Origin of the sequence: Streptomyces sp. MnatMP-M17, from assembly GCF_900091995.1 — a bacterium.
Classification (GTDB): Bacteria; Actinomycetota; Actinomycetes; order Streptomycetales; family Streptomycetaceae; genus Streptomyces.
This window is the reverse complement of sequence record NZ_FMDK01001275.1, coordinates 1-1,947: the sequence shown is the minus strand read 5'-3', so window position 1 is coordinate 1,947 and position 1,947 is coordinate 1. Positions and strand designations below refer to the sequence as shown.

Genomic DNA, 1,947 nt, shown 5'->3' with positions numbered 1-1,947 from the left:
CCGGCCCGGAGCCGGGAGTCGGCGCCGGGCCGGCGGAACGCCGGTTGCGGCGCAGCAGCGTACGTACCCGGGCCATCAGCTCACGCGGGCTGAACGGCTTGGTCATATAGTCGTCGGCGCCGAGATCCAGACCGAGCAGCAGATCGTCCTCGGTACTGCGGGCCGTCAGCATCAGCACCGGCACCTCCCGGCTCTCGGCGCGCAGGATCCTCACCACGTCCAGGCCGTCGGTCCTGGGCATCATCACATCGAGCACGAGCAGGTCGGGCTCCCTGTGCCGGACCTCCTCAAGAGCCGCACGTCCGTCCCCGACGACCGTGACCGAGTGCCCTTCGTGCTCCAGATAGCGGCGCACCAATTCGGCCTGCTTCACGTCATCTTCGGCGACCATGATGTTTGCGCACACGCCGACGATCGTAGCGAGCACACAGAGCCCCGCGACGTCGTACGCCCGACGCCCGTCCAGGAGGACCTCCGCACATGGCCGTCAGTGAGCAGCCCGATGTCCCCGACGAGTCCTGGCCGGGCATCCGCGCCCGGCGGCTGGCCAGGCACAGTCTGGACGTACCGGCCGCCGCCGGGCGGATTCCGGCGATCGCGGGCGCGATATGCGGAGCACACGCGCAGGTGATGTCTGCGGCCGAGCTGTCGATCGGGCTGCGGACGGCCGTGACGACCCGTGCCGATGTGCGCCGGGCGCTGTGGGAGGACCGCACGCTGGTGAAGACGTTCGGGCCGCGCGGCACGGTGCATCTGCTGCCGTCCCACGAACTGCCGCTGTGGACCGGCGCGTTGGCCGCCGTACCGATGCCTCCGGGCGGGCTGCCCGTGGCGGCCCGTATGGACGGCGCGCAGACCGACGCCGTGGTCGGCGCCGTCGCGGACGTGCTGCGCGAGGGCGAGCCGCCCACGGTGGACGAGCTGAGCGAGGCGGTGATCGCACGGCTCGGCGACTGGGCCGCCGACCCGGTCGTCCCGGGCTTCGACGGGATGTGGCCGCGCTGGCGGCAGGCGCTGCACACCGCCGCTCATCGTGGAGTGCTGTGCTTCGGCCCGAACCGCGGGCGGAAGGTCACGTACACCAGTCCGGACCGCTGGCTGCCCGGTTTCACGCCGATGGACGCGGACGCGGCCCAGGCCGAGGTCCTGCGCCGCTATCTGCGCGCCTACGGCCCGGCGAACGCGCGGCACTTCGCGCAGTGGCTGAGCGCGCCGCGCCCTTGGGCGAACGCGCTGTTCGCCTCGCTGCGCGAGGAGTTACGGCCGGTGGGACGCGGAGCAAGCGGCGAGACCGGCGAGAGCGCGGGTACGACAGCGGGTACGACACTCTTCGAGCTGGCCGACGAACAGGCCGATCCGCCCGGCGCCGGCCCGGACGGCGCCGATCCGGACGGGCTGCGGCTCCTGCCGTACTTCGACGCCTACGCGGTGGGAAGCCATCCGCGTGCGCGTGTCTATCCCGGGCAGGCCGCCGAGCGCGCCCTGACACGCGGGCAGGCCGGCACCGTACAGGTGGTCACCATCGGCGGTGTGGTGTCCGGCGTGTGGCACCAGAAGCGCTCCGGACGCAAGGTCGCCATCAAGGTCGAGGCGTTTCAGGAACTGACGAGACGTCAATTGACCGATCTGGAAGCCCAGTCGGAGCGCGTCGGCCAGATCCTGGAGGCGGTCCCCAGCCTGGCTCTCGGCGCCGTCGATACCGGCAAGCATCTCTGAGCCGAGGGCCGAGGCGGACCTCACATTCTTACGTTACGTACGGTAGCGAAGAGCCCCGCCGCTCCGGGAGGGAGTGCCGGCGGGGCTCGGGTTGGGCGCATGAGGCGCCACATCAGACGGTGTCGAGTTTGCCTGCCTTGACGCCTTCTACGAACGAGGCGAACGCTCCGACAGGGAGGTCCAGAACCGGACCGCTCGGGTTCTTGGAGTCACGGACAGGAACCACGCCGC

The 1,947-nt window shown here is 71.1% G+C and carries 3 protein-coding genes; 1 reads left to right on the top strand and 2 read right to left on the bottom strand.

Going from position 1 to position 1,947, the window contains the following annotated elements; genetic code table 11:
- Nucleotides 1-391 (bottom strand): response regulator transcription factor (locus tag GA0115259_RS38525; RefSeq protein WP_141716910.1); only part of this gene is annotated, 391 nt, incomplete at its 3' end.
- Nucleotides 392-480: 89 nt separating this feature from the next.
- Here GA0115259_RS38525 and GA0115259_RS38520 point away from each other — a divergent pair.
- On the top strand, nucleotides 481-1,716 hold the full coding sequence (locus GA0115259_RS38520; protein WP_093605276.1) for a winged helix DNA-binding domain-containing protein: 1,236 nt from the start codon (nucleotides 481-483) through the stop codon (nucleotides 1,714-1,716).
- 112 nt (nucleotides 1,717-1,828) lie between these two features.
- Here the strand turns inward: GA0115259_RS38520 and GA0115259_RS38515 are convergent.
- A partial coding sequence (locus GA0115259_RS38515) for a DUF397 domain-containing protein (RefSeq protein WP_141716909.1) occupies nucleotides 1,829-1,947 on the bottom strand: 119 nt, incomplete at its 5' end.